General features: G+C 73.1%; 25 protein-coding genes and 1 pseudogene. 13 read left to right on the top strand and 13 right to left on the bottom strand.

Annotated features, from left to right (window positions below; translation table 11 throughout):
- Positions 1-374 precede the first annotated feature (374 nt).
- The 6 genes from rpmH (at position 375) to rsmG (ending at position 3,907) form a co-directional block, all read left to right on the top strand.
- Complete coding sequence (gene rpmH / locus ACZ6O2_RS13210; protein WP_091100492.1) at positions 375-512, top strand: 50S ribosomal protein L34; 138 nt, start codon at positions 375-377, stop codon at positions 510-512.
- Between the two features lie 36 nt (positions 513-548).
- Positions 549-965, top strand: a complete 417-nt coding sequence (gene rnpA, locus ACZ6O2_RS13215; RefSeq protein ID WP_350702444.1) for a ribonuclease P protein component — start codon at positions 549-551, stop codon at positions 963-965.
- A 44-nt stretch (positions 966-1,009) separates the two neighbouring features.
- Positions 1,010-1,249: a membrane protein insertion efficiency factor YidD gene (gene yidD / locus ACZ6O2_RS13220; RefSeq protein ID WP_350677800.1), complete on the top strand. Its 240-nt coding sequence runs from the start codon at positions 1,010-1,012 to the stop codon at positions 1,247-1,249.
- A gap of 3 nt (positions 1,250-1,252) precedes the next feature.
- Positions 1,253-2,236 carry a membrane protein insertase YidC gene (gene yidC / locus ACZ6O2_RS13225; RefSeq protein WP_350702446.1) on the top strand — a complete coding sequence of 328 codons (984 nt, stop codon included), beginning with the start codon at positions 1,253-1,255 and terminating at the stop codon, positions 2,234-2,236.
- 215 nt (positions 2,237-2,451) lie between these two features.
- Entirely contained in the window at positions 2,452-3,042 is a 591-nt protein-coding gene (locus ACZ6O2_RS13230) for a Jag family protein (RefSeq protein ID WP_350702448.1), read from the top strand.
- Between the two features lie 91 nt (positions 3,043-3,133).
- Positions 3,134-3,907 carry a 16S rRNA (guanine(527)-N(7))-methyltransferase RsmG gene (rsmG, locus tag ACZ6O2_RS13235; RefSeq protein ID WP_466022993.1) on the top strand — a complete coding sequence of 258 codons (774 nt, stop codon included), beginning with the start codon at positions 3,134-3,136 and terminating at the stop codon, positions 3,905-3,907.
- 357 nt (positions 3,908-4,264) lie between these two features.
- On the opposite strand, the gene ACZ6O2_RS13240 is transcribed toward rsmG, so the two are convergent.
- Positions 4,265-4,444, bottom strand: a complete 180-nt coding sequence (locus ACZ6O2_RS13240; protein WP_466023074.1) for a hypothetical protein — start codon at positions 4,442-4,444, stop codon at positions 4,265-4,267.
- Here ACZ6O2_RS13240 and ACZ6O2_RS13245 point away from each other — a divergent pair.
- From ACZ6O2_RS13245 to ACZ6O2_RS13255, 3 genes and pseudogenes are all read left to right on the top strand, one after another.
- Positions 4,434-5,510, top strand: coding sequence for a ParA family protein (locus ACZ6O2_RS13245; RefSeq protein ID WP_466023071.1), 1,077 nt, complete (start codon positions 4,434-4,436; stop codon positions 5,508-5,510). The genes ACZ6O2_RS13240 and ACZ6O2_RS13245 overlap by 11 nt on opposite strands.
- 27 nt (positions 5,511-5,537) lie before the next feature.
- The gene (locus ACZ6O2_RS13250; RefSeq protein WP_466022994.1) at positions 5,538-6,560 is read left to right on the top strand and encodes a ParB/RepB/Spo0J family partition protein; all 1,023 of its coding nucleotides are present in this window, start codon (positions 5,538-5,540) and stop codon (positions 6,558-6,560) included.
- 1,689 nt (positions 6,561-8,249) lie between these two features.
- A pseudogene (locus tag ACZ6O2_RS13255) lies at positions 8,250-8,960 on the top strand (hypothetical protein); the annotation flags it as partial.
- Between the two features lie 91 nt (positions 8,961-9,051).
- On the opposite strand, the gene ACZ6O2_RS13260 reads toward ACZ6O2_RS13255, so the two are convergent.
- Both ACZ6O2_RS13260 and ACZ6O2_RS13265 read right to left on the bottom strand, forming a co-directional pair.
- The gene (locus tag ACZ6O2_RS13260) at positions 9,052-10,050 is read right to left on the bottom strand and encodes a D-alanine--D-alanine ligase family protein (protein WP_350702456.1); all 999 of its coding nucleotides are present in this window, start codon (positions 10,048-10,050) and stop codon (positions 9,052-9,054) included.
- Positions 10,051-10,057: 7 nt separating this feature from the next.
- Positions 10,058-11,371: an aminotransferase-like domain-containing protein gene (locus ACZ6O2_RS13265; RefSeq protein WP_350702458.1), complete on the bottom strand. Its 1,314-nt coding sequence runs from the start codon at positions 11,369-11,371 to the stop codon at positions 10,058-10,060.
- Positions 11,372-11,664: 293 nt separating this feature from the next.
- Here ACZ6O2_RS13265 and ACZ6O2_RS13270 point away from each other — a divergent pair, with 293 nt between their 5' ends.
- Positions 11,665-12,330, top strand: a complete 666-nt coding sequence (locus ACZ6O2_RS13270; RefSeq protein ID WP_350702460.1) for a GNAT family N-acetyltransferase — start codon at positions 11,665-11,667, stop codon at positions 12,328-12,330.
- 87 nt (positions 12,331-12,417) lie between these two features.
- Here ACZ6O2_RS13270 and ACZ6O2_RS13275 read toward each other — a convergent pair whose 3' ends face one another.
- The 7 genes from ACZ6O2_RS13275 to murJ all read right to left on the bottom strand — a co-directional run bounded on the left by ACZ6O2_RS13275 (position 12,418) and on the right by murJ (position 20,972).
- A complete protein-coding gene (locus ACZ6O2_RS13275; protein WP_466022995.1) occupies positions 12,418-13,581 on the bottom strand; it encodes an N-acetylmuramoyl-L-alanine amidase in 1,164 nt (387 codons plus the stop codon).
- A gap of 151 nt (positions 13,582-13,732) precedes the next feature.
- Positions 13,733-14,056, bottom strand: a complete 324-nt coding sequence (gene trxA, locus ACZ6O2_RS13280) for a thioredoxin (RefSeq protein WP_250793747.1) — start codon at positions 14,054-14,056, stop codon at positions 13,733-13,735.
- A 29-nt stretch (positions 14,057-14,085) separates the two neighbouring features.
- Positions 14,086-15,039, bottom strand: coding sequence for a thioredoxin-disulfide reductase (gene trxB / locus ACZ6O2_RS13285; RefSeq protein WP_357450264.1), 954 nt, complete (start codon positions 15,037-15,039; stop codon positions 14,086-14,088).
- Between the two features lie 181 nt (positions 15,040-15,220).
- The gene (locus ACZ6O2_RS13290; RefSeq protein ID WP_466022996.1) at positions 15,221-16,300 is read right to left on the bottom strand and encodes a hypothetical protein; all 1,080 of its coding nucleotides are present in this window, start codon (positions 16,298-16,300) and stop codon (positions 15,221-15,223) included.
- Positions 16,297-17,118 carry an RNA polymerase sigma factor SigM gene (gene sigM, locus ACZ6O2_RS13295; protein WP_466022997.1) on the bottom strand — a complete coding sequence of 274 codons (822 nt, stop codon included), beginning with the start codon at positions 17,116-17,118 and terminating at the stop codon, positions 16,297-16,299. Before sigM ends, ACZ6O2_RS13290 begins: the two co-directional genes overlap by 4 nt.
- Before the next feature lie 43 nt (positions 17,119-17,161).
- Positions 17,162-18,763 (bottom strand): protein kinase family protein, encoded by a 1,602-nt coding sequence (locus ACZ6O2_RS13300; RefSeq protein ID WP_466022998.1) that lies wholly within the window; start codon positions 18,761-18,763, stop codon positions 17,162-17,164.
- 457 nt (positions 18,764-19,220) lie between these two features.
- The gene (gene murJ / locus ACZ6O2_RS13305; RefSeq protein ID WP_466022999.1) at positions 19,221-20,972 is read right to left on the bottom strand and encodes a murein biosynthesis integral membrane protein MurJ; all 1,752 of its coding nucleotides are present in this window, start codon (positions 20,970-20,972) and stop codon (positions 19,221-19,223) included.
- A gap of 135 nt (positions 20,973-21,107) precedes the next feature.
- Between murJ and ACZ6O2_RS13310 the strand changes: the two genes are divergently transcribed.
- Complete coding sequence (locus tag ACZ6O2_RS13310) at positions 21,108-22,568, top strand: CCA tRNA nucleotidyltransferase (RefSeq protein WP_466023000.1); 1,461 nt, start codon at positions 21,108-21,110, stop codon at positions 22,566-22,568.
- A gap of 81 nt (positions 22,569-22,649) precedes the next feature.
- On the opposite strand, the gene ACZ6O2_RS13315 is transcribed toward ACZ6O2_RS13310, so the two are convergent.
- Complete coding sequence (locus ACZ6O2_RS13315) at positions 22,650-24,167, bottom strand: flotillin family protein (RefSeq protein WP_350702476.1); 1,518 nt, start codon at positions 24,165-24,167, stop codon at positions 22,650-22,652.
- Between the two features lie 29 nt (positions 24,168-24,196).
- The gene (locus ACZ6O2_RS13320; protein ID WP_350702722.1) at positions 24,197-24,718 is read right to left on the bottom strand and encodes a hypothetical protein; all 522 of its coding nucleotides are present in this window, start codon (positions 24,716-24,718) and stop codon (positions 24,197-24,199) included.
- Positions 24,719-24,826: 108 nt separating this feature from the next.
- Between ACZ6O2_RS13320 and ACZ6O2_RS13325 the strand changes: the two genes are divergently transcribed.
- A complete protein-coding gene (locus ACZ6O2_RS13325; protein ID WP_466023001.1) occupies positions 24,827-25,231 on the top strand; it encodes a hypothetical protein in 405 nt (134 codons plus the stop codon).
- 89 nt (positions 25,232-25,320) lie between these two features.
- On the top strand, positions 25,321-25,800 hold the full coding sequence (locus ACZ6O2_RS13330) for a methylated-DNA--[protein]-cysteine S-methyltransferase (protein WP_350702479.1): 480 nt from the start codon (positions 25,321-25,323) through the stop codon (positions 25,798-25,800).
- Positions 25,801-25,867: 67 nt separating this feature from the next.
- Here the strand turns inward: ACZ6O2_RS13330 and ACZ6O2_RS13335 are convergent, their stop codons facing one another.
- The gene (locus ACZ6O2_RS13335; protein ID WP_466023002.1) at positions 25,868-26,563 is read right to left on the bottom strand and encodes a hypothetical protein; all 696 of its coding nucleotides are present in this window, start codon (positions 26,561-26,563) and stop codon (positions 25,868-25,870) included.
- Positions 26,564-26,577 lie beyond the last annotated feature (14 nt).

The following is a 26,577-nucleotide window of genomic DNA, read 5'->3' on the forward strand; positions in this document are numbered from 1 at the left end:
CCAGCGACGACCGGACCTTTCGACGCTGACCGCAATCGGGCACGGTAACAGCGTTGTCCGCGCGCCATCAACCGCCGACGCGCGGCGACCCTTGGCAACATCAGCGAAAACCGCCGCTTCGGTCGTCGGCGGAGCACGGTGTCCGCCCTGGTGGGGGTGTTTGACGGTGGTTGCCCGCCTGCGTAGGCTGGATCGGCTGCTCTCTCGCCCTCTGCTAGGGTGATGGGTGCTTGCTGTCCGCGGTCGCTTCCCCGCATCGCCGAGGTCCCGCATCGCCGGGCAGCACCGATCGGGGGCCACCGCCGAGGTGGCCTGGACCACCACACGACCCCGGCGACCCCTTGCCCGGGGCGTACGAAAACGGAGAGCCTGACGTGAGCAAGCGCACCTACCAGCCGAACACCCGCCGGCGCGCGAAGACCCACGGCTTCCGGCTGCGCATGCGCACCCGTGCCGGCCGCGCCATCATCTCGACCCGTCGCTCCAAGGGCCGCGCCCGCCTGTCGGCCTGAGGCCGACCGGGTCAGGTCCGGGGGACGTGGGCAGTCGTGCTGGCGGCCGCACAGCGACTGCGGCGCAGCACTGACTTCGCCGCAGCGGTCCGGGGTGGCCGCCGCGCCGGCCGTGGCGCGATCGTCGTCCACCTGAGCCTGCCGTCGACCCCCGACGCCGCGACAGCGACCTCGCCGGAGCCGGCGCGGAGCAGCGGTGCGGAGCAACCCTCCGCGCCGCCCCGCGCCGGCTTCGTCGTGTCCAAGGCAGTGGGCAACGCGGTCGTCCGCAACCGGGTCCGCCGCCGCCTGCGGCACCTGGTCCGCGAGCGGCTGACGGAGCTGCCCCCTGGGAGCACCCTGGTCGTCCGCGCGCTGCCGGCCGCGGCCGAGGCGGCGTACCCGCGACTGGGCGCCGACCTGGACGCGGCGATCGCCGCCGCGCGGGCGCCCCGCGGACGGCGGTCGCGGTGACCGCCGGGCCGGCCGCGCCACGGCCTGCGACGATCGGTGCCCGGGTGCTGAGCGGGCCGATCATCGCGTACCGTCGGTGGATAAGTCCGGCTCTGCCGGCCCGCTGTCGGTTCTACCCGTCGTGCAGCGCCTACGCCCTCGAGGCGGTGGCCCGGCACGGCGCTGTCCGGGGAGCTGGCCTGACGGTCCGGCGGCTGTTGCGCTGCCACCCCTTCCACCCAGGTGGACACGACCCGGTGCCGGAGCCGGGCGGACGCCGCCGTGCCGATGTGACTGGAGCCTGAGAATTGAGTCTCGACTGGATCTACTACGCGATTTCGTGGATCCTGCTGGCCTGGCATGGGGCCTGGGAGGCCATCGGGGTGCCGGACACGGCGGTGCTCGGCACCAACTGGGCCTGGATCCTCGCCATCGTCTTCCTGGTGGTCACCGTCCGGGTGATCCTCTTCCCCGTCTTCGTCAAGCAGATCAAGTCGCAGCGGGCGATGCAGGCGCTCCAGCCGCAGGTGAAGGCGCTGCAGGAGAAGCACAAGGGTGACCGGGAGACGCTCCAGAAGGAGATGATGGAGCTCTACCGGAAGGAAAAGGCCAACCCGCTCATGGGCTGCCTTCCGATGGTCCTCCAGATCCCGGTCTTCCTCGGCCTGTTCCACGTGCTCCGCCGGCTCGACCCGGCCAACCAGGGCAAGACCCTCTACGGCTGGACGGTCGGCCAGTTCGAGAGCGCCTCGGCCGCGAAGCTCTTCACCGCGCCGATCGCTGGCAAGTTCGGCTCGACCGCCGACGAGCTGGCCCGCCTCGGCGGCAACGGCACCACCGTCAAGGTCATCGCCGGCATCCTGGTCTTGTTGATGATGGGCACGACCTACCTCACCAGCCGCCAGATGATCCTCAAGACCGGTTGGGCCGAGGATCCGCAGCAGCGGATGATCCAGAAGCTGATGCTCTACGGCATCCCGCTGTCGCTGCTCGTCTCCGGCGCCATCTTCCCCATCGGTGTGATCATCTACTGGGTCACCAACAACCTCTCCACCCTGGCGCAGCAGCAGTGGGTGCTGCGCAAGTTCCCGCCGCCGCCGACCGCCGCCACCGGCAAGCCGGGCACCTCGGCCCGCAACCCGGTGCAGCCGGCCAAGACCGGCCTGCTGGGCCGCGCCAAGCCGGCCCCCCAGGCCCCGGCCAAGCCGGCCGCGCCGAAGGTCGCCGGCCCCAAGCCGGGCGCCAAGCCGGCCAACCCCAAGAAGGGCCGCCCCGCCAAGCGGCAGGGCTGAGGACCTCCGGGCCGCCGTCGGGAGACCGGCGGCGGCCCGTTCCGCACCGTGCAGCCGCCGTACGGCCGGCGCCGGGCGGAACCCGCCGCGCGTGGCGCGGTCACGGGCGAGACTGCCCGTACGACAGACGTGCCCGTGGGCACCGGCGACCTCCCGCCGGCCCCGGGAAACCAGCGGACCCGACGGTCCGGCCGAGCGAGTACGGAGATGAGACCGTGACCGACACCAGCACCCCCCGCGCTGAGCAGTCCCTGGACTCCGAGGGGACCGAGCCGACCGCGGTGAACGGCGAGACCGAGGAGACCGACGAGGAGTCGGCCACCAAGGAGAAGAAGCCCGCCGGCGAGAGCGAACTGTTCCGGCAGAGCGAGATCGCGGCCGACTACGTCGAGGGCCTGCTCGACATCCTCGACTACGACGGCGACATCGACGAGCTGGTCTCCGGTGGCCGTCCGGTCGTCGAGGTGGTCGGCGGCCGGCTGCAGAACCTGGTCGGCCAGCGCGGTGCCACCCTGGAGGCGCTCCAGGAGCTCGCCCGGCTCGCCGTCTTCCGGCAGACCGGCACGCCGAGCCGGCTGCTGCTCGACGTCGGCGGCTACCGGGCGAACCGCCGCAAGGAGCTCGCCGCCGTCGCCAAGAACGCCGTCGAGAAGGTCAAGGAGTACGGCGAGCCCGTGCGCCTGGAGGCGATGTCCGCGTTCGAGCGTAAGTGCGTGCACGACGTGGTCAACGCGATGAGCGGCGTGGAGAGCGAGTCCGAGGGTGTCGAGCCGAACCGGCGCATCATCGTCCGGCCGGCGGACTGACCGGGTGGTCCACGACGACACCGCGGCCGGTGCCGCGGCCGGCCCGGGTGGCACGCCGCCCGGGCCGTCGCCTGTCCGGCCCGACCCACCCATGCCCTCCGACGCCGCTGGGTCGGCTGCCGACGGCCGTGCCCCGTCGCCGGCCGACGCGGTGCTGCCGCCCGAGCTGGCCGGCGCGGCACGCACCCTCTTCGGCGACCGGATCGACCTGGCCGCCGCGTACGCCGAGCTGCTGGTCACCGACGGCGTGGTCCGCGGCCTGATCGGGCCGCGCGAGGCCCCCCGGATCTGGGACCGGCACCTGCTCAACTGCGCGGCGGTGGCCGAGCGGATCCCGGAGGGCTCGACGGTGCTCGACGTCGGCTCCGGGGCGGGACTGCCCGGTCTGGTGCTCGCGATCGCGCGGCCGGACCTGACGGTGACCCTGATCGAGCCCCTCGCCCGGCGCACCTCCTTCCTCATCGAGGCGGTGCAGCAACTCGGATTGGCGAAGACGGTCCGGGTGTTCCGGGGCCGGGCCGACGAGGCGGCGACCGGGTCGACCGGGGCGGGCCCGCTGAGCGGGGACGTGGTCACCGCGCGCGCCGTTGCCCCGCTGGACCGGTTGTCGACGTGGTGCCTGCCGCTGGCCGTTCCCGGCGGTCGGCTCATCGCCCTCAAGGGCGCGTCGGCGGCCGACGAGATCGCCGAGCACGCGGAGACGGTGGCGCGGCTCGGCGGCGGGGAGCCCGAGATGCACCGCTGCGGCGAAGGAATCATCGACCCGCCGACGACCGTGGTGGAGATCGTGCGGGAGCGGGTGGTGGGACCGGTCCGGCCCAAGGCGCCGAAGAGGTCGCGCGGCGGTCGGTCCCGTCGGCGCTGACTCCACGTGGGAGGCGACGCCCGAGCGGGTGCCCGCCGGCGTCCCGGGCGGCGGTTGCTTCGTTGAACCGGTACGGGTGGACGGAAGGGATGAGAACCCGACGTGGACCGGCTGCGCCCGTGAGCCGTAGGCTGGCCGCGCGTCGATAGTGTGGAGCGGGCGGCATACGGACGTTCACCGGGTCCCGACCGCTCCCGCCGGCCGTGCGCTCCGCGGTGCGAGCACCACGTGCGGCCGGTTGACGGGGTGCGGACCGACCATCCGAAGCGGGCAGGGATGACAGGTGCATGACGACGGCAGGTACGACGATCCACGCGTGACCGGATCAGCGGGCGATCCGGTTTCACGTGAAACCGACTATCCGAGCTGGTCGCCCGACGGGCCGTCCCACGGTTCGTCGACCCGACCGCCGGACTGCGATCCGATTGTCCAACGGGACACCGCCGACCCGGCCAGGCCGGAGTTGCCGGCCGCCCGCCCGGCCTCCGACGGGCTGCCGCGCCCGGGCAACTCCGCCGGCGGTCGGGTGATCCCCATCCGCCGCAACCCCTCGGCCTCGGCGCGCTTCGAGGCGGCAGTGCCACAGCAGCCGACCCCGGACGCGGTGCCGGACGCCGCCCCGGAACCCGTACCCGTCACGGACACGCCCGCGCCCCCGGCCGCCGCCTACGGGCCCGCCGCGACCGAGGCCGCGTACGTTTCACGTGAAACCCCGACGCGCGAAGAGGATGACCCACCGTTGGCTATGGAGGCGATGCGCGCCGTGCAGATCCTGAATCCGAGTGGCGAGGTGACGATGCCTCGCCCGGAACGGACCCGGGTCATGTGCGTCGCGAACCAGAAGGGCGGCGTGGGGAAGACCACGACCACGGTGAACCTGGCGGTGGCGCTCGCCCTGCACGGCAACCGGGTGCTGGTGGTCGACCTGGACCCGCAGGGCAACGCCTCCACCGGGCTCAACGTCCCGCACCACACCGGGGTGCCGGACGTCTACGACTGCCTCATCAACAGCGTGCCGCTGGAGGAGGTCGCCCAGGGGGTCGAGGGCATCCCCAACCTCTGGTGCGTACCGGCCACGATCGACCTGGCCGGCGCGGAGATCGAGCTGGTGTCGGTGGTCGCCCGCGAGTCCCGGTTGGCCCGGGCCATCGCCGCCTACCCGGGCCACTTCGACTACGTCTTCATCGACTGCCCGCCGTCGCTCGGCCTGCTCACGGTCAACGCGCTCGTCGCCGCGCAGGAGGTGCTCATCCCGATCCAGTGCGAGTACTACGCGCTGGAGGGGCTGAACCAGCTGATCAACAACATCAACCTGGTTCGGCAGCACCTCAATCCGAAGCTCGAGGTCTCCACGATCCTGCTCACCATGTACGACCGGCGTACGCGGCTGGCCGACGCGGTAGAGCAGGACGTCCGGAACCACTTCGGCGACAAGGTGCTCCAGGCGGTCATCCCGCGCAACGTCCGCGTCTCCGAGGCACCGAGCTACGGCCAGTCCGTGATGACCTACGATCCGGGATCGCGGGGGGCAACGAGCTACTTCGAGGCCGCCCAGGAGATCGCCGAGCGTGGCGTCAAGGAGCCGGTGAGCCGGAATGCGTAGTGCGGAACAGTCGCTGGGAGGCGTGGCATGAAGAACCGTCCTCGGGGCGGTCTCGGTCGGGGCCTGGGGGCCCTCATCCCGACCGGACCGGCGCCGACCGCCGACGCCGCCCCGGCTGAGCCGGCGGCACCCACGACCGCCGTCGTCGGCACGCCCGCCGAGCCGGTGTCAACGCCGGTCAGCCCGCCTGTCGCGGCGCAGCCCGAGCCCACGCTCAGCCCGGTCCCGGGCGCCCGGTTCGCCGAGATCCCGGTCGACGCGATCGTGCCGAACCCGAAGCAGCCCCGACACATCTTCGACGAGGAGGCTCTGGAGGAGCTGAAGACCTCGATCCAGGAGGTCGGCTTCCTCCAGCCGATCGTCGTACGGCAGCTCGACGACGAGAAGTACGAACTCGTCATGGGCGAGCGGCGCTGGCGGGCCGCGCAGGCGGTCGGGCGGGAGAGCATCCCCGCCATCGTCCGGGACACCCGGGACGACGCCATGCTCCGGGACGCGCTGCTGGAGAACATCCACCGCGCCAACCTGAACCCGCTGGAGGAGGCCGCCGCGTACCAGCAGTTGCTGGACGAGTTCGGCGCCACCCACGAGGAACTCGCCCGCCGGATCGGCCGGAGCCGCCCGCAGATCTCGAACACCATCCGGCTGCTCAACCTCCCGGCGCCGGTGCAGAAGCGGGTCGCCGCCGGCGTGCTCTCCGCCGGCCACGCCCGGGCGCTGCTGAGCCTCGACGAGTCGGAGGCGCAGGAGCAGCTGGCGGCACGGATCGTCGCAGAAGGGCTCTCGGTCCGGGCGACCGAGGAGATCGTGATGCTGGCGGTCAGCGATGGCAGCGCCGGTAAGAAGGAGACGGCCAAGCGCCGGCCCAAGCCACACGCGCCCGCGCTGACGGATCTGGCCGACCGGCTCTCCGACCGGTTCGACACCCGAGTCAAGGTGGACATCGGCCGGAGCAAGGGCAAGATCACCATCGAGTTCGCGACGGTCGACGACCTGGAGCGGATCGTCGGCCTTATCGGCGTCGGCGAGGAGGAGGAGTCGGAGGGCTGATCCTTCGACCGCCGGCCGCGTGACCCCACCGGGCCACGCGGCCGTTCCATGCCCGACGGTGGCGGCCACCCTCGGCTGTACGCCTACCGCGCCGGCGCCTCGGGCAGCTCGGCGTAACCACCGCCGCCGACCGTGCCGGGCCCCCTCATTCGAGCGCCACGGGCCTGAGGCGGGCCCGCCCTACCCGACTCCTGCTCGCTCGCACTTCTGGCGCTGTGGGGCAGCAGGAGGCGTTTCCGTCCCGCCCCCGAAGTGGTCCGCTGCCGGGAACCGGGGTGTGGGTGTGTGGCAGCGATGGCTCCCCGGTTTCACGTGGAACCGGCGAGAACGCCAGGCGTTTCGCGGTCGTGGACGCGGGTCGCTGGGCGGGCGGGTTCCTTCGGTCACCGACACGGGCGGTGTTGGTGGGTGTGGCTCGTGAAGCTGCGCGCACCGGCTCCACGAACCTTGAACCTGGAGCCGGGAGTTGCGCTGGCACCGATGTGCCGAATCTCGGGCTGCGCGGTTTCACGTGAAACGGGTGCAGCGAACAGGCCGCCGCGCCCGCGCCTCCTTTTCAAGAGGAGGTTGGCCGGCGAGGCTGAGCCACGCCCGTCTGCCGCCGTCCTTCGGAAGCTGCCCTATGACACCGACGCCCCCTTGCCGGTCCGGGTCTCGGCAACTTGGCCCCGGCTCCCGGCCGTCGGTTCCGCCCGCGCCTCCGGCGGTGTCCCCGCCGCCGCGCCCCTTGATTCCCGACCCGCGCCCGGCTACCGGATTCCGGCACCTGGCCTCGGCCTTTGACCCCTGTACGGCCCTGTGTAACCCGGCCCTGCGCAGCCCTACCCTTCGGCCTTCGGCCCCTGCCTTGGTGCCTGGCATCGGCCTGTGCGGCCCCGGCCTTCGATGCCCGGCATCGGCCTGTACGACGGCCTCCGCCTCCGGCGCCTGACCCGGCCTCTGGGAGCCCGACACCTGCCCTCCCGACCGGCTTCGGCAGCGAATTGGTGGAGTCCAGCTTCCTGACCCGGATCCCGGCCCCGGGCAACCCGACCTCGGCTCCCGGCTCCCGGCTTGTAACCCGCTCCCAGCTCCCAACTTCTGGCTTCTGGCTGTGACCCTTGTCCGGCCTGTGGCTCCGACACTGGCCGCCCGGCTTCCCGCTCCCGCTCGGCGCTCTGACCCCGCCGACGAGCCGATGAACCGAGCGGGGCAGCGTCGGGCGGGACGTCGACGGGAACGGCGCAACAGGAAACGGCGTTGACCGGAACGGCATTGACCGCAACGGCGTCGACGGGAACGGCGTCGACCGGAGGGCCGCCGGTGTTGATGGCCCGGAGAGCCTCCACGACCGAGTGTGCGAAGGCCCGCGCGACGACTCCGCGCGGCCGGTGTTGACGGCGCGGAGAGCGGCCCCCGGGCGGCCGGTGGTTTCACGTGAAACGGCTGCCCTCCCGCGACGCCGGGACGCTGCGGCTCGGGCCCGGAAGTTATCCACACCAGTTATCCACAGCCGCGCCTCGTTTCACGTGAAACCCCGCGTGAAACCCGTTGCTGGCCTGTGGATGACGGGGTGTGTTCCGGGTCTCAGCACCCTGTGGATATCTGTGGACAAGCCCTCTGGTTGGCCGCCTCGCGGCGGCCGACACAGAGCCGCCGCCGGCTCTTCGGGTAGGGACACCGGTGACGGAAGCGGTTAGTGTCAGCGTCGTGCACGACACCCCTCCCGGAGTCCCGGACTTCGCCCAGTGGCCGTCCTTCCCCTTCGAGGGCGACCTTCGCGTCAAGCAACTCGACGATCCGGTCCCGGTCGAGCCGCCCCGCAAGGGTGAGGGGCACCGGGAATGCACGGCCTGCGCCGCCCCCGACGACGCCTACATCTGGGTGGGCGAGCGCTGGCGGGTACGCGCCATGGATCGTCCCACGGGGCTGCCGATGGTGCTGATCCTGGAATCCCGCTCGCATCTGGACCTCGGCGACCTGCCGAACCTGCTCGCCGCCGAACTGGGGGTGATGACCGTACGCCTGGAACGGGCGATCCGGTCTCTGGACGGGGTCGCGAGGGTGCACGTCAACCGGTGGGGCGACGGCTCGGCGCACCTGCACATATGGTTCCTCGCCCGGCCCTACGGTCGACTTCAGCTCCGCGGGACCTTCCTCTCCCTGTGGGACTCGATCCTGCCGCCCATCTCCGAGGCGCAATGGCGAGAGAATCTCGCCCTGGTCGCGGCCTGGCTCGCGGAGTTCGGGGGGCGGCCCCTGGCCGAGCCGTCGCGCATCCAGTGGCAGGCCCCGTCCAGCTTCACCGGGCAGCCCTCGCTGGGGGATGATGCCACCGCGGGCGAGGCGCTGTCCGTGATCGAGTCTGCCGAGGAGGCGCACGTCCCGACGGCCGACAGCCGGGAGGCCGACGCCGCCGCTCCGGAGGGCAGGCAGTCCGAAGACTGACGCGGCACGGGCGGCCACCCGAAATCGCGGGGTGGCCGCCCGTGCCGGCGGAAGGGACGGACGGTCAGGCCCGGCGCGTCGCGGCGCGTGCCACCAGCGTTCCGATCATCTTGCCGAAGTCCAGACCGGCGGCCTGCACGGCGAGCGGCAGCAGGGAGGTCTCGGTCATCCCGGGCGAGACGTTGACCTCCAGCACGTGCGGCTGCCCCGCCGAGTCCACGATCAGGTCGACGCGGCTGAGGTCGCGCAGGCCGAGCGCGGTGTGGGCGGCCAGCGCGACGTCGGCGACCGCGCCGGCCACCTCCGGGGCCAGTCGAGCCGGCGTGTGCCACGTCGTCCGGCCGGCGGTGTAGCGGGCGGCGTAGTCGTACACCCCGTTGCGGGGCACGATCTCCACCGCCGGCAGGGCCTGCGGCCCGTCGCCCAGGTCGACCACGGAGACCGCCACGTCCATGCCGGGCACGTACCGCTCGACCAGCGCCGTCTGGTCGTACGCGAAGCAGCCGACCATCGCGGCCGGGAGGGACGCGGCGTCCCGGACCACGGCGGCGCCCAGCCCCGAACCGCCCTGGGCGGGCTTCACCATGAGCGGCAGCCCCAGCCGGTCGACGATGCGGTCCAGCACCGCCACCGCGCCCAGCTCGGAGAAGCGGTCGTGCGGGAGGGCCACCCAGTCCGGGGTGGGGATGTCCGCCTCGCGGAGCACCGCCTTGGCCGACGGCTTGTCCCAGGCGAGCCGGGACGCGCGGGCGTCGCACCCCACGTACGGGACACCGCAGAGGTCGAGCACGCCGCGCAGCGAGCCGTCCTCGCCGGTCGCGCCGTGCAGGGCGATGACGACGGCGTCCGGCGGGTCGACGGTCAGGGCCGGCAGCAGGGTCACGTCGGCGTCCCGCAGCTCGGCGTCCATCCCGACGGCGCGCAGCGCGTCGAGCACCCGGCGGCCGGACCGGAGCGAGACGTCACGTTCGTAGGAGAGCCCGCCGGCGAGCACCAGCACCCGCAGGTCGGCGGTGACGGCGGAGTCGGTCACGACGGAACGGTCGGCAGCGGTGGGAGCCATGCCGGAATCATGCCAAGTCGGGACCCGGCGTGTCCGAGCCGGCCTGCCCCCGCCGTGATCCGGGGCGGCCGACCGCGCCGAACACCCGCCGCATGGCGATGTCCTGCTCCATGACGCCGGCCAGCCGGCGTACGCCCTCGCGGATCCGCTCCGGGGGCGGGAAGGAGAAGTTGAGCCGCATGTTGCCGCTACCCGTGCCGTCGGCGTAGAAGCCGGTGCCCGGCACGTACGCCACGCGCGCGGCGATGGCCCGCGGCATCATCGCCTTCGAGTCGAGGCCGTCGGGGAGGGTCGCCCAGACGAAGAGGCCGCCGCCCGGCGTCGTCCAGGTGGTGCCCGCCGGCATCAGGTCCTCCAGCGCGGCGAGCATCGCGTCGCGCCGTTCCCGGTAGACCTCGCGGTAGACCTTGAGCTGCTCCCGCCAGGGCATGGTGCCGAGGTAGGTGGAGACGGCGGCCTGCGCGTAGCCGCTGGGGCAGAGGATCTGCGCCTCGCTGGCGATGACCAGCTTGTCGCGGACGGCGTGCGGCGCCAGGATCCAGCCCACCCGCAGGCCCGGGGCGAAGGTCTTGGAGAAGGTGCTGAGGTAGAAGACCCCGTCGCGGCGCCGCGCGCGCAGCGGCGCGGGCGCGTCCCCCTCGAAGCCCAACTGACCGTACGGATCGTCCTCGACCACCAGGAGGCCGGCGCGCTCGCAGATGTCGAGCACCCGTTCCCGCCGCTCCTCGGTGAGCGTCACGCCGGTGGGGTTCTGGTAGGTGGGGATGGTGTAGAGGAACTTGACCCGCCGTCCGGCGCGCGCCTGCTCGGCGATGGCCGCCTCCAGCGCCTCCGGGATCAGCCCGTCGTCGTCCATCGGCACGTGCACCACCTGCGCCTGGGCGGCCTGGAACACCCCGAGCGCGCCGACGTAGGTCGGGCCCTCGGCGAGCACCACGTCACCCGGGTCGAGGAAGAGCCGGGCCACCAGGTCGAGCGCCTGCTGCCCGCCGACGGTGACGACCACGTCCTCCGGGGAGGCGCCGCAGGCGGCGTCGATGCCGGAGAGCGCCATCACCTCGCAGATCCGCTCGCGCAGCTCCAGGGTGCCCTGGCCGATGCCGTACTGGAGGGTGGTGACGCCGTGCTCGGTGCCGAGCCGGCCGAGCATCTCACCGACGGCGTCGAGCGGCAGCGCCGCGATGTAGGGAGCGCCGCCGGCGAGCGAGACCACCTCCGGCCGGCTGGCCACCGCGAAGAGCGCGCGGATCTCCGAGGCGGTCATGCCCCGCACACGGCGGGCGTACCGGTCGGTGTAGTCGTCGAGCGTCGTGCCGGTCATGACATCACCTCGATGGCTGCTCGGGTGGATCCCGCCCCGGCGTACCCGGGACACCGGCGACCATGGGCGACGCGGGACGCCGGGTGTCGATCGTAGTCGCCCCTACCAGGAACGCCGCCACGACGTGACCAGCGTCCACATCGCGGACCACCGGTGGCCCTCCCGGAGGCGGGCATTCGCGCGTCCCCTCCCGTGGCGTCCCGAACCGGCGTACGATCGCTCGTCGGGGGCAGGAAGGCGGCGTTGTCGTTCCGTGCCGGTCTCACCTCCGAGCCTAAGGTGGGGATGCGCCAATGTCGCGACGTCTGGTCAGCTTGACCCTCGACACCCTGGAGGACGTGCCCCGTCCGTGCCGGCAGTGCGTCTACTGGGAGCTCGACCCGGTTTCGGCGGACCGGGCCTGCGCCGCGGGCGACCCGGGGCTGGAGAAGGAGGCCTGGGTCTCGCAGACGCTGTTGGAGTGGGGGTCCTGCGGCAAGCTCGTCTACGTCGACGGCATGCCGGCCGGCTACGTCCTGTACGCCCCGCCGGCCTACGTGCCCCGCTCGATGGCGTTCCCCACTTCCCCGGTCTCGGCCGACGCGGCGCTGCTGATGACGGCCAACGTGGTGCCGGCCTTCGCTGGTGGCGGGCTGGGCCGGATGCTGGTCCAGGGGGTCGCCCGGGATCTCACCAAGCGCGGCATCAAGGCGATCGAGGCGTTCGGCGACGCGAAGTTCGGTGACGCCGCCGACCCCGCCGGCACCTGCGTCGCCCCGGCCGACTTCTTCCTCTCCGTGGGCTTCAAGACGGTCCGTCCGCACCCGCGCTTCCCCCGCCTCCGGCTGGAGCTGCGCACGGCCCTGAGCTGGAAGTCCGACGTCGAGTACGCGCTGGAGAAGCTGCTCGGCTCGATGAGCCCCGAGACGCTGCTCCGCCCGGTCCGCCCGGCCCCGGCCACCCGCTCCACCTCCGGCTGACCGCGCCGACCGCCCACCCGGTCCACGGCAGCACGGGCCGCTGCCCCGGCCCACGCCCGCCCGGTTCACGACCGCGCCGACCCCCGTTCAGTCCACCACCGTGCCGGCGGCCACGACCGCCCGCAGCTCGCTCACGTCGATCGAGCCGGTCGGCACGTCCCGCTCCACGGGGAAGTACATCCGCTGCACCGCGGCCACGACGGCCTCGGCCACCAGGTCCCGGAACCGGGGGTCGACCAGCCGGGCCCGGTCGCCGGGCGAGGTGAGGTAGCCGACCTCGACGCGTACGGCCGGCATCCGGGTCAGCCGGAGCAGGTCCCACGCCTTCGCGTGTGTACGGCAGTCGCGCAGCCCGGTACGGGCGACGATCTCCCGCTGCACGAGCCCGGCGAGCCGTTCCCCGGTCGCCGAGGTGACCCCGTTGTCGGTGCCGTAGTGGTAGGTCGCGACGCCCTCGGCCGCCGGGTTGGCGTGCCCGTCGAGGTGCAGCGAGATGAACACGTCGGCGCCGAGCGAGTTGGCCAGCTCGGCCCGGTCGACGTCCGGCAGGCAGTCCTCCGGGGCCGGCCCGCGGGTGAGCTGCACCCGGACGCCGGAGGCGGCGAGCCGGCCCTCCAGCCGGCTGGCCAGGTCGTGTACCAGGTCCGCCTCGGTCCACCGCAGCCGCCCGTCCGGCACCACCACGCCCGGGTCGGTGCCTCCGTGACCGGGGTCGACGACCACGGTCCGCCCCACCAGCGTCGGGCCGGACTGCCGGATGGCGTCGGACTCGCGCAGCCACTGCGGCCGCCCGCCGACGACCTTGCGCCCGAGCCGGCGCAGCGCGTTCATGGTGTGCGGCCCGCACGAGCCGTCGGGCGTCAGCCCGACCTCGCGCTGGAACTGGGCGACCGCCCGCGAGGTCCGTACGCCGTAGATCGCGTCCGCGCGTCCCACGTCGTACCCCATCTCCAGCAGTCGTTCCTGGAGTGACCGGACGTCCTCGCCGGTGAGCGGCTCGGGGACCGCGTGGTAGAGGGTGCGGGCGCCGAGCCGCCAGCGGGCGGCGTCCAGGGCCCGCCAGGTCTCCGCGCCGACCCGGCCGTCCACGCTGAGCCCCCGGGACTGTTGGAAGGCCCGCACGGCCCGTTCGGTGTGGGCGTCGAACTCGTCGGCGTCCGGCGCCATCGGTGCGAGCAGGTCGAGGCCGGTCAGCACCGTACGGATCTCGGTGACCGCGGGTCCACGGTCACCGGGTCGGATCGGACGCACGCACGACCCCCTCTGCACGGACGCTGGCTGGCCGGGCGGCCCCGGGGTTGAGGTTATGCGTTCCGGGGAGCTCAGGTGGGCGCGCCGGGAAAAGACGTCGACCCCGTCCCCCGGGCGGGCCGGGTACGGGGTCGACGTGCGTACGTGCAGCTCAGAGCGCCGATTCGATGAGCTTGACCAGCTCACCCTTCGGCTTGGCGCCGGCGATCGACTGCACCGGCTCGCCGTTCTTGAACACGGTGAGGGTCGGGACGGACATCACCCGGTACGCGCGGGCGGTCTCCGGGTTCTCGTCGATGTTGAGCTTGACGATGGTGACCTGGTCGCCCATCTCGCCGGCGATCTCCTCCAGCAGCGGCGACACCTTGCGGCACGGCCCGCACCACTCGGCCCAGAAGTCCACCAGAACCGGCTTGTCGGACTTCAGCACGTCGGCGGCGAAACTCGCGTCGGTGACCGACTTCGTTGCTCCCACTATGACCCTCCTCCGGAGTTTTCGGTTGTTCAGCCCTGCAGCGTGGCGATGAAGCGCTCGGCGTCCAGCGCGGCGGCGCAGCCCGTACCGGCGGCGGTGATGGCCTGCCGGTAGGTGTGGTCCACCAGGTCGCCGGCGGCGAAGACACCGGGCACGCTGGTCCGGGTGCTCGGCGACTGGACCTTCACGTAGCCCTCGTCGTCCAACTCCACCTGACCCCGGAAGAGCTCGCTGCGCGGGTCGTGACCGATGGCCACGAAGACGCCGGTGACGTCGAGGACCTTGGACTCGCCGGTGTGCGTGTTGCGCACCCGTACGCCCGAGACCTTGCCGTCGTCGCCGAGGATCTCCTCGACCACGGTGTTCCACTCGACCTTGATCTTGTCGTTGCCCAGCGCCCGCTCGGCCATGATCTTGCTGGCCCGGAAGGAGTCCCGGCGGTGGATGATGGTGACCGACTCGGCGAACCGGGTGAGGAAGCTGGCCTCCTCCATCGCCGAGTCACCGCCGCCGACGACCACGATGTGCTGGTTGCGGAAGAAGAAGCCGTCGCAGGTGGCGCAGGACGAGACACCGTGGCCCAGGTACTCCTGCTCGCCGGGGACGCCCAGCGGACGCCACGCCGAGCCGGTGCTGAGGATGACGGCCCTGGCCCGGTAGGCGGTCTGACCCACCCAGACGGTGCTGACCGCGTCGGAGCCGACGCTGCCCGTGTCCTTCAGCTCCACCCGCGTCACGTCGTCGGTGAGGAACTCCGCGCCGAACCGCTCGGCCTGCTTGCGCATGTTGTCCATCAGCTCGGGGCCGAGGATGCCGTCGGCGAAACCGGGGAAGTTCTCCACCTCGGTCGTCGTCATCAGCGCGCCGCCGGACTGCACGCCCTCGATGATGAGCGGCTTGAGGTTGGCGCGCGCCGCGTAGACCGCCGCCGTGTAACCGGCCGGCCCGGAGCCGATGATGATCAGGTTGCGGACCTCGTCCACTGCCGTCTCCCGATAGTGTTGTTCGTCATCGGCGCGCGCACCGATGCCGATCCGATGCCGACGCCCCTCGCGGTGCCGGCAGTCTGATGTGCAGAACGTCATCGTACGAACCGGGGATTCCCGAGCCGGTCATCCGGTGGGTCAGGTCACGTGGACGGTCAAACGTCCGGTGGCCGCGAATTCACCCTACCCGCGTGCGGTAGCGGCTGTCCGAGCCGGATCCGGGCACCCCGCATTCCGGTCCGCTCACCCAGGCCCAGTGGGCGCCGCTGTTGTCGGTGAACCGGACGACCAGCGCCGGCTGGCCCTGGAACCGGGCGTAGTCGACCACGTCGACCACCAGCGGCCCGCCGCCGTGCTCGGCGCCGATCTCGTGGATGCAGTCGCTCAGCGCGGCCGGGTCGGTGAGCCGGTCGAGGCCGACCGCGTCGCCGGGCAGCCGCCCACCCTCCGCCTCGACGCCGGGCCGGGGGCCGGCGCTGAACGGCTGCGCCCGCATCGTCGGCGAGACGTCGGCCAGGGACTCGGGCGTGTAGTTCCTCCCACTGCGCAGTGTGGGCTCGCTCGCCCGGAACGGCGTGCCGGCGGGGGCGGCGACCTCCGGTGTGGTCGGCCGGGACAACGCCGTGTCCGCGGCTCCGTCCCCCTGCTCCCCGGTGAACTGGCTGACGCCCAGCCCGACCGCCGCGATCGACGCCGCGGCGAGCGCGACCGGGCCGGCCAGCCGGGACCAGCGGCGGCGCCGTCGGCCCGGCCCCGTGGTCGCGCCCCGGCCGGGCTCCGAGCGGGGTACGCCGGCAGGGCGCCGCGCGGACCCGCCGAGCGGCTGTGCCGGCACGACCCCGCCCGACCTGCCCGTCCCCGGCTCGTCGGCCGGCAGCGCGTCGCCGCCCCCCGCGCGGGAGCGAACATCCTCGGAGCGGGCCGGCTCGGAGTCGCGCGGCTCGGGATGCACCAGGTCGGAGCGGGCCGGCGTCGGATCGAGTGGGCCGGAGTCGGGCGCGGAGGCGTTGGCCAGGGCCCCGACGAGCCGGTCGGTGACGTCCGTGGGCATCTCGGGGGCGGGGCCGGCCCAGGCGGCGGCCAGGTCGGCCCGGACGCTTGCCAGGGCCGGGGCCAGCAGCGCGTACGCCTCCGCCCAGGCCGCGTCCTCGTCGACCAGCCGGGCGACGCGCGCCTCGTCCGGGGTGCCGTCCAGCGCCCCGCCGACGTAGTCGGCGAGCAGGTCGTGGTCGACCTCTCCGAACCCCCCGGCCGTCACACGTCCTCCTGGTGGGCATCCTGCCGGGACCGTCCCGACCCCGATCGGACGCCCTCGGGCGGTCGCGGGTTCCCTCCGGTGACGGCCGGCACGTTGGGGCCCGCCGCCGGGGCGGGCTGCGGCGACTCCTGCCGCTGCGGGGTGGGGCCCGGCGGCCCGGACTGCTGTGGGGCGGGCCGGGGGCGCAGGTGCCCGAGTTGGGTCGCGAGGCGGGCGCGGCCCCGGGCGCACCTGCTCTTGACCGTGCCCTCGGCGACGCCGAGGATCCTGGCCACCTCGGCCACCGGGTAGCCCTGCACGTCCACCAGGATCAGCGCCGATCGTTGCTCGGCCGGCAGCCCGGCGAGCGCCTGGCGGACCACCAGCGCCGTGTCGTGGTCGTGGACGGGAGCCGCCAGCTCGACGCCGCCCGTGGCGGAGTTGGAGTCGCCGTCCCGGATGCCGTCCGGCAGCGGGACGGTGGGATGCGCCTGCCGGCGCCGGATCCGGTCCAGGCAGGCGTTCACGACGATCCGGTGCAGCCAGGTGGTGACCGCCGAGTCGCCCCGGAACCGGCCGGCGGCGCGGTGGGCGGACAGCAGCGCGTCCTGGAGGGCGTCGGCGGCCTCCTCGCGGTCGCCGAGCGTCCGCAGCGCCACCGCCCAGAGGCGGTCGCGGTGCCGGTGGAACAGCTCGGTGAAGGCGTCCCGGTCGCCCGCCACGTGGGCGTGCAGGAGGTCGAGGTCCGTCGGCCCGGCCGGCGGCACCGACGACGCGACCGGTGGGCCGCTCGCTCCGCCCACCGGTCCACCGCTCGTCCGCTCCCCGCGTACGCCCATCACCACGTCCGGCGGGTGCGGTGCCCTGGGCGCGGCGGCCGGCTCACGATCCCTGGACCGTGATCTCCTGGACGCCGAGCTTGTAGCCGCCGTCGCTCGGGGGCAGCTCGGTGATCCAGAGCAGCAGGTAGCGGTACTTCTGGTCGGCGTTGAAGCCGTTGAAGGTCATCTTGGTGCCGTCGTGCTCCTCGAACGGCTGCCCGATCGGCATCTTGTTGTAGTCCGCGACGAGCTGGGCGTCACCCGAGGCCGACGAGGGAGGGTTGGAGGATCCCGCGAAGAGCCCGGCGGAGGCGCCCCGGGCGGAGAGCAGCACCTGCACCGACTTGACGGTGTGCTCGCCGCCGAGGTCGATCCAGACCCCCATGCCCTTCTTCAGGTTGCCGAAGTTGGCGCGCCCGCGGTAGGTCTGGGTCTCCCAGCCCTTGTCCTCGTCGCCGTCGAACACCCGGTCCACGTTCCGGAGTTCCCGCCGGTCGCCCTCCGGGTCGATGATCCGGGCATCGCTGATCTTCAGCTCCCGGACCGTGATGGCGGCCGGGGTGGCGTCGCCGCCGGGCGCGCTCGACGAGGGCGCGGCCACCGGGGTCTGTGGGCTCTCGTCGCCCCCGCCCAGCGCGCTGATGCCGATCAGCAGGCCCACCAGGGCGACCGCCAGCAGGCCGGCGATGCCGATGGCGACCTTGCGGCCGCCGGCCGCGGCCAGCGGGGACGGCTCGTCGCCGGGGTCGGCGGCGAAGCGCAGCGGGCCCGTGCTGTCCAGGAACTGCTCGTCGGCCGGCACGTCAAGGCGGGCCAGCTCGGCGGCGAGCACGTCCGACGAGGGCGGCGCGATCTCGGCGTCGAGCAGGTCCATGGTGAGGTCGTCGAGGTACGCCGGCACGCCCGCCCGGACCTGCCGGGGCGCGGCGATCGCGCCGGCGGCGTCGCGGACGGCGTCGGGGATGGCGGCCCGGCCGTGGCCGGCGGTGGCGCCGCGCAGCGGGGCCTCGGCGTGCGGCCAGTGCCCGGTCAGGGCGAAGTAGAGGACCCCGCCGATCGCGCGGACGTCGCTCTGCTGGCTGTCGTCGCCGTCGGTACGCGCGTCGGCCAGCACCACCCGGCCGTCGTCACTGATCATCACCGTGCCGGGGTGGACGTTGCCGTGCACCATGCCGGTGGCGTGCACGGCGGCGAGGGCGCTGGCGACGGCGTTGCCGATGGTGGTGGCCCGGGCCGGGTCCAGCGGGCCGTCGGAGACCAGCTCGCGCAGGGACCGCCCGTCGACCCACTCGCGCACCACGTACGCCCGCTCGGCCTCGTCGATCGCGTCGTAGACGCCGACCAGGTTGGGGTGGATGACCCGGCTCGCCGCGACGGCGCCCTGGAGCATCTCGGTGGCGGAGTCGCCACCCGGGTAGCGCAGCACGACCGCGACGGGACGGCGGAGGATGACGTCGACGCCCCGCCAGACCAGCCGACCCGCGCTGTCGTTGTTGATGTGCTCGACCAGCTCGTAACGCTCGGCGAGGATCTCACCGGCCGTGGGAGCACCGAAGGTCATGACGTGCGGAGCGCTCTCCTCCGCCTCCTGACCCTCGCCGACCTGGGTCACCCGTCCTCCCTCGGTGATCGTGTCGATCGATGGACCCGCGCTGCTGGGCATGTGGCTTCCCGCTCTGCCTTCGAAGGAACCGGCCGACCGGTGTCGACGCGGAGCGTCGGCGCCTGCCGTACCCGTCGAGAGCGACCTTACCCGGGTTGGCGGTCTCCCCGACATGTCATCTTCGCGCCGCTCCCGGGTCGGGCTGCCGGCCGGCGATCAACTTGTCCGGTTGCGACCGTTGTCAGCCACGTTGCTGGCACATGTACTAACCAATCTAGACGTTGACCGCAAGTGCTCGCCGGAGGGGTTGACCTGTGTGGTGGCGACGCCGACGCCGCCGGGTTCCCTCCGACCGTGCCGGCACGCTCAGCCGTACGGCTGGTTATCCACAGGCCCGTCCGGCGGCTGAGCGGTCAATCGCGAAGTTATCCACAGGCGCATCCCCAGGCTGGTGATCCTCGTTCACAGAGCGTGCAGACCATCCGAGGGCCGTCGGCCCGCACCCGAGCGCGGCGCGTCAGCGGCCCAGCCGGCGGCGGACCATGCCGACGACCTCGGTGATCTCACCGATCCGCAGCGCCATCGCCAGCCCGAGGTAGGTCCCGCCGATCACCGCGCCGCCGATCACGAGCTGGATGATCGCCTCCAGGCGTGTCGGCGTGTCGTCGCCCGGCAGCAGCTTGACCACGATCAGGCCGACCACCGCCGCGCCGAGCGCCGCGACCAGGACCCGGCCACCTGTGCGCATGATCTCGCCGAGGCCGATCCGGCCGACCCGGGGACGGAGCAGCCAGGCGGAGGCGATCGCGGCGGCCAGATAGGAGACCGCGTTACCGATCATCATCCCGGCGCCGGCGAAGCTCGCCGAGAAGGCGGCGAAGAGCATGATCTGCACCCCGACGCGGAGCGCCACCACCGGGATGTTGATCAGCGCCGGGGTGCGGGTGTCCGGCAGCGCGTAGAAGGCGAACGTGAACAGCTGGCTCACCGCGAACGGCACCAGCGCCAGCGCAGCGGCGAGCAGCACCACGGAGGTGGCGGTGGCGTTTTCCGCGTCGAAGGCGCCCCATCGGAACAGGGTGAACGCGATCGGCGTGGCGAGGACGGCGTAGCAGACGGCGATCGGGGCGAGCACCGCGGTGACCGTGCGGGTGCCCCGGGCCAGGTCGGCGGCGACATCGGCGTACCGGCCGTCGGCGGCGGCCGCGCTCATCCGGGGCATCAGCGCGGTGATGATCGAGACGGCGATGATTCCGTGCGCGGTCATCAGCAGCAGGAAGACGTTGTTGTAGATCAGCGGGCCGGCGGCGTTCTCCTTGCCCGCCCGGTTCAGCAGGTTGAACAGCACGATCAGGCCGATCTGGCTGACCGCGACGTAGCAGAACATCCACGCCCCGAGCCGGCCCAGCTCACGCAGGCCCAGCTCGCGGAAGTCGAAACGCAGCTTCCAGCGGAAACCGACCTTGCGCAGCGCCGGCAGCAGGCCCGCCGCCTGGATGGCCACACCTAGCAGGGTGCCGCCGCCGATCAGCAGGATCCGCCCGGTGGTCATGTCGTCCGGCTGGACGGTGTCCGTCCCGAAGGCGGCGATGTAGAGGCCGGCGGCGCCGATCACCACCAGGTTGTTGAGGATCGGCGCCCACATCGGGGCGGCGAAGTGCCCCCGCGTGTTGAGCACCGCGCTGATCAGCGCGCTGACGCCGGTGAAGAAGATCATCGGCAGCATCAGGTACGACAGCTTCTCGACCAGCCCCGAGTATCCGGGAGCCGATTCGTCACCTCCGTATAGCCAGGTCAGCGGCGAGGCGAACGCGAGCGCCAGCAGGGCCGCCGCGCCGAGCGCCAGCACCGCCAGGGTGAGCAGCCGCTGGGCGTACGCCTGGCCGCCGTCGGAGTCGACCTTGCGCCGGCGCACCAGCACCGGGATCAGCACGCTGGTGAGGACGCCGCCGAGCAGGAACTCGTAGACCATCCCGGGCAGGATCTGCGCGGTGGTGTACGCGTCACCGACCAGCGCCCCGCCGAGCGCCGCCCCGATCACCAGGTTGCGCAGGAAGCCCGTACCCCGGCTGACGAGGCTGCCGATCGCCATCACCGCGCTGTTGGTCGCGGCGCTGGCCTCGCCGACCTGCTCCTGCGGCGGCGCGGTCGACTCCATGGCCGGCTGGTTGAGCGGCTCGGCGGAGATGAACGTCGCGCCGTCCGACGGCCGGCCGGGCGCGGCGCCGCCCTGGGCGGCGTTCGCGCTGCGGTAGAGACCGCCGCTCATCTTGTCGCCTCCAAGGCAGAGGGGGTAAGTCCGAGCCGGGCACGGGCCCGCACGTCACAGACGATAGTCAACAGTCGCCCGATACCCGCGCCCGGCGGACCGCATCCCCGCCGGGACCGATAGTCTGGCGCTCCCATGTCCGAAGCCTCCGCTCCCCACGCCGCCGACCGCCGCGAACTCACCGCCGCGCAGCGCAACGCCGTCGCCGAACTGCTCCGGGTCTCCCCGGTCGCCGACGAGCTGGGCCGCCGGTTCGCGCGGGCCGGCCACGAGTTGCACCTGGTGGGCGGTTCGGTCCGCGACGCCCTGCTCGGCCGCCTCGGCGACGACCTCGACTTCTGCACCGACGCGCACCCGGACGAGACCCTGCGCATCGTGCGCGGCTGGGCCGAGTCGATCTGGGAGACCGGCCGGGAGTTCGGCACCATCGGCTGCCAGCGCGACGGGCTGCGGCTGGAGATCACCACGTTCCGGGCCGAGTCGTACGACCAGGTCACCCGCAACCCGGTGGTCGAGTACGGCACCGACCTCGCCGAAGACCTGCGGCGGCGCGACTTCACCATCAACGCGATGGCGGTCAGCCTGCCCGAACACCGCTTCACCGATCCGCACGGCGGGCTGGACGACCTCGCCGCCAAGGTGATCCGCACCCCGGGCACGCCCGGGGAGTCGTTCGGCGACGACCCGCTGCGGATGCTGCGCGCGGCCCGGTTCGCCGCCCAGCTGCGCTTCGCGGTGCACCCCGACGTCCACGCGGCGATGACCCTGATGGCCGCCGACCTGGACCGGATCACCGCCGAGCGGATCCGCGACGAGTTCACCAAGCTGCTCTGCGGCGCAGACCCGCTCACCGGGCTGCGGCTGCTGGTCGACACCGGGCTCGCCGAGCGCTTCCTGCCCGAGCTGACCGGGCTGAAGCTCACGATCGACGAGCACGCCCAGCACAAGGACGTCTACGAGCACACCCTCACGGTGGTGAGCAACGCCGTCTCGTACGAGACCGACGGGCCGGACTTCATCCTGCGGATGGCCGCGCTGATGCACGACGTCGGCAAGCCGGCGACCAAGGCGGTGGGCCCGGACGGCCGGGTCAGCTTCCACCACCACGAGGTGGTCGGGGCCCGGCTGACGAAGGCCCGGATGAAGGCGCTGCGCTACCCCAAGGAGATCACCTCCAAGGTCACCGCGCTGGTCGCGCTGCACCTGCGGTTCTACGGCTACGGCCGGGGCGAGTGGACCGACTCGGCGGTGCGCCGCTACGTCGCCGACGCCGGCGACCTGCTGCCGCGCCTGCACAAGCTGACCCGGTCGGACTGCACCACCCGCAACCGGCGCAAGGCCGCCCAGCTCGCCGCGGACTACGACGCGCTGGAGGAGCGGATCGCCCGGATCGCCGCCGAGGAGGACCTGGCGAGGGTCCGGCCCGACCTGGACGGCAACGCGATCATGGAGTTGCTGGGCGTGCCGCCGGGGCCGGTCGTCGGGCGGGCCTGGAAACACCTCAAGGAGCAGCGCCTGGAGCGCGGCCCGCTGGACCGCGACGAGGCCGAGGCGGAGCTGCTGCGCTGGGCCCGGGACGAGGGCATCGTCGAGTAGTCGGCCACACGACCAGGGCGCCGCCCCCGGGCCGGGGACGGCGCCCTGTCGCGGCAGCGGCCACACCGCTGCCCGGTGGCGTCAGCGGGTCTCGACCGCCGTGGCGTCGACCGACGGCTTGCCGTTGCCGGGTGCGGACGACGCCGAGCCGAGCTTCGCCAGCAGGCCGGCCAGATCGATTCCGGTCAGGTCGCTGCCGAGCTGGAGCCCCTGGGCCACGTTGCCTGCCACCGACTTCGTCAACGACGAGGCGCCGTCGGTGGAGATGACGGTCATCTTGTCGATCGCGCCGATCGGGGCGCTGGCCGCCTCGACCACCTGCGGCAGCACCTTGACCAGCAGGTCCAGCACGGCGGCCTCGCCGTACGCCGCGAACGCCTCGGCCTTGCGTGCCATGGCGTCGGCCTCGGCCTGACCCTTGGCCAGGATGGCCGCGGCCTCGGCCTGGCCCTCCCGCTCGACCGCCTCGGCGATGGCGGAGCGCCGACGCTGCTCGGCCTCACCCTCCTTGGCGCCCTCGATCGCGTTGGCCTCGGCCAGCGCGGCCCGGCGGGCCCGCTCGCCCTCACCGGTGAGCCGGGCCTGCTCGGCGGCGGCCTGCGCGGCGGCGATGACGGCCTGCCGCTGCGCGTCGGCGTTCAGCACGGCCGCGTTGCGGGCCGCCTCGGCCTCCTGCTCCACCTTGTACCGGGCCGCGTCCGCCGGCTTGCGCACCTCGGTGTCGAGCTGGCGCTGCTTGAGCTCGGCGTTGCGCTCGGCAACCTTCTGCTGCTCGGAGAGGATCGCCTGGTCCCGCTCGGCCTGGGCGAGCGGCCCGGCCGCGGCGGACTTGGCCTTGGCCGCGTCGATCTCCGCCTGGATGGCGGCCTGCTTGAGCGACAGGTTCCGGTTGGCCTCGGCGATGGCCTCCTCGGCGAGCAGCCGCTCCTGCTCGGCCTGCTGGCGGGCGCGCGCCTCGGCGATCGCCGCGTCCTTGAGCACCCGGGCCGCCTCCGGCCGGCCCAGGTCCTGGAGGTAGGAACCCTCGGCCAGGATGTCCTGGAGCTGGAAGGTGTCCAGCACCAGGCCCTGGTTGGTCATCGAGTGCTCGGCCTCCTCGGCGACCGCGCTGGCGAATGCCGCCCGGTCCCGGATGACCTCCTCGACGGTGAGCCGGCCGACGATCGAGCGCAGCGCGCCGGCGAGCACCTCCCGCGTGAAGTCCTCGATCTCGTCCTGCTGGTGCAGGAATCGCTGGGCGGCGGCGCGGATGGCGTCCTCGGTGCCGCCGACCTTGACGATCGCGACGCCGTGCAGCTCGGTGCGGATGCCCTGCTTGCTGACCGCGCCCTTGATGCCGACGTCGATCCGCCGGCTGGACAGGTCGAGCGACTGGAGCTTCTGCACCACCGGCAGGACGAAGACGGACGCGCCGAGCACGACCTTCTGCCCGGACATGTCGGTGGACCGGCCGCCGTCGGCGGTCTGCGTGGTGCGGCCCTTGCGGCCGGTGACGATGAAGGCCTCGTTCGGCCCGGCGACCTTGATCCGGGAGAGGACGAAGAGCACGAGCACGATGACGAGGAGGACCGCGCCGCCGATGGCGATGAGAAGGGGCATGTGACCGTCCTGATCTGCTATGAGGGGGTTCAGTAGGTTTCGACGTGCACGCTGGTCTCGCTGAGCGCCTCGACCACGAAGATCTGGGCACCGACCGGGATCGGTCGGTCGGCCCGGGCGTTGAGCTTGACCGGCTGGCCGGCCACCCGGACCCGGACCTCGCCGTAGCCGTCGGCGGGCACCGGGGTGACCACCAGGCCGAGCGCGCCGACCAGGTGGTGGCGGGTGGGGGTGGGGTCGGTGCGCATGTCGCGGGCCGCCCGGCTCAGCCGGGACGCCGCCCACGCGGTGGGCACGGCCGCGACGACGCCGCCGGTCAGCGCCACCGCGATCATCGCGGGGGTACGCCCGCCGAGCAGCTCGTTGGCGATCGCGGCGCCGAAGCCGAGCGCCCCGGTGAACCCGGCGACCGCCTCGACCGACACGGGACCGTCGAAGTCCGGGTTGCCGAAGTGCAGCAGCTCGGTGCCGAGCAGGGCGAGCGCCAGCACCGCGACGCCCGCTCCGCCGATGATGAGGAAGATCAGTGTCCCCGTGGCCACGACCTGCACCGTATCGATCTGGCGCAACGTGCCACCGAACCCGCCCGACGCGGAATCTAGCTGTTGACAAGACTCCGGCGAGCAGCCAATCTTGACAACGACAAGACGGAGGTGTCCATGTCCTCGGCAACCCTGACCACCGCAGGCATCCTGCTGATCACCGTCGTCACGGTGGCGTACGGCGGGCTGACCCTGCTCATGCACCTGACCCGGCGCAAGGCCGGCTACCTCGACAACCCGGTCCGCCGGGGCCTGTGGACCGCCGGCCACGCGCACGCCGGGGTGCTGGTCCTCTTCGCGCTGGCCGTACTGCCCTACGTCGACCAGGCCGACGCGTCCGACGGCACCCGCACGCTCATCCGCACCCTGCTCGTGGCGGCGCCGATCCTGATGCCGCTCGGCTTCTTCCTCTCGGTGGCCCGGCCGCAGGACACCAGGCCCAACAAACTGATCTGGCTGACCGTCGCGGGCGGCGCCAGCCTCAGCGCCGGTGCCCTGCTGCTCGGCTTCACCCTGCTCTGAGCGGCCGTCCGGGGCGGGATGCCGGCGGCCACCCGACGGCGTCGCCGGGGCGCACCAGCGAGGCCGGACGCGACCGGGACAATGGGGAGATGCGCTGGACCGTGCTCGACTCCCCGATCGGTGAGTTCTCCGTCGCCACCGACGGGACACACGTGTGCCGGGCCCACTTCGGCCGGGTCGGCACGGCCGACGAGGAGCCGGGCGACGAGACGGCCCGGCAGGCCGTGACGGAGCTGCGGGCGTACTTCGCCGGCGAGCTGACCGAGTTCGCGGTGCCGCTGGCGGTGCCGGGCGGCTCCGACTTCGAGCGCGGCGTCTGGCGGGAGATGACCCGCATCCCGTACGGGGAGACGCTCACCTACGGCGAGGTGGCCCGGCGGCTAGGCGACCAGGGCGCCGCCCGCGCGGTCGGGGTGGCCTGCAACCGCAACCCGATCCCGGTGCTCGTGCCGTGCCACCGGATCGTCGGGGCGGGCGGCAAGCTGGTCGGCTTCGGCGGCGGCCTGGACCGCAAGGTGACGCTGCTCGAACTGGAGGCCGGGGTCGCCCTGCGGCGCGCCTGGTCCTGACGCGGGTCGCCCTGCGCCCGGCTGCTGCCGATCTGGGGCGGAGCCGTCCCGCCGGCACCCGGCGAGGTCAGTCCGGGGCGGGCAGGCAGCCGCCGTCGGCGATGCGGGTGCCGATCTCCACGGCGACGTCGCCCGCGCGGACGCTGCCGAAGACGCACGCCCGGCCGGTCCATCCCGCGAAGAGCAGGCCGTCACCGGGGCCGAGGTCGAGCCGGCCCGGCGGCCGGACGGTGACCTCGGTCAGCCCGGTCGCGGCGACGGCCCGTCGGACGGATTCCTCCCCGGGGTCCTCCCGCCCACCGACGGTCAGGAGGTTGAGGCTCCGCATGACTTCCGCCGCGCAGGCTCGGGCACCGCTGGCCGCCTCCGCATCGAGCGTGCCGCGCTGCCGGAAGGCGTCGTTGGCCGCCTGCTGACGGCGGAACTCCTCCGCGCGCTGCTGCTCGTCGGTCAGTGGCTGGCCGCCGCCCGGTCGGCTCGGCACGGCGGTCGGGGCGCCGTCGGCGGTCCGGGTGACCCCTCCTGGGCGCGCGACGGGGGTTCTCGCGCCGGCGCAGCGGGCCGCGGCGACCGTCGCGGAGGTGGTCGGCAGGGTCGGTGCGATGCTGCCGCTCGGTGCGGAGGCCGGAGCGGTGCCTGGACCGGTGCTTGGACTGGTGCCCGGAGCCGCGCAGCCGGCGAGGACCGGAAGAAGCACGGTGCCGGCGACCGCGCCGATCGCCCATCGTGCCGCTCGGCGGCCGGGACGTGGGACGGACGTCACGGCGATCAGCCTAA

Source organism: Micromonospora sp. NPDC048040, assembly GCF_055587185.1.